This window comes from Mesorhizobium sp. M7A.F.Ca.CA.002.15.2.1, assembly GCF_003998715.1.
Classification (GTDB): Bacteria; Pseudomonadota; Alphaproteobacteria; order Rhizobiales; family Rhizobiaceae; genus Mesorhizobium; species Mesorhizobium ciceri.
In genome coordinates, this window is sequence record NZ_RZPI01001236.1 from 1 (window position 1) to 526 (window position 526).

1 pseudogene is annotated in these 526 nt (G+C 65.2%); it reads right to left on the minus strand.

The window, feature by feature from the left end:
* Positions 1-526 (minus strand): annotated as a pseudogene (locus tag ENZ74_RS33860) (peptidoglycan-binding protein); the annotation flags it as partial.

The window sequence follows — 526 nt, forward strand, 5'->3', positions numbered from 1 at the left end:
CGCGCGCCGCGCCGAGAATGGAATCGCGGGTTCCTGCGAGCGACTTTTCAATTTCGTTGAGACGCGGGCTGATGTCCTCGAATTCCGGCAGCGGGGTGCTGGGCTTGGAAAGATGAGCCGACAGGCCGGCAACCTGTGCTTCCAGGCTGCGGATCAGCGCCGGATCGATGCCGGCGACCTGTGCGGCCGACGCGTCCAGCCGGCTTGAAATGTCTTCGAGCCGGCTCTCCAGTCCGCGGATCGCCGCTTCGCCCGCGGGATCGGGCACACGCGTTTCAAGGCGCTTGGCGAGCGCCGTAAAGCGGGCATCGATGGCTTCCATGATGCCGACGCTGTCGACCTGCGGCATGCGCTGGTCGAGCCTGTCAGCAACCTCGTCCAGCCTGCGCTCGAGATCGCGGAACAGCATGTTGCCCTGTTCGATGGCGTCACCCTGGCGGCGTTCCATCATGCTCGACAGCACGTCGAAGCGTTGCTCCAGCCCATGGAAGATGTAGTCGGCGTCAGGCATGGCGGGTGCCTGGTC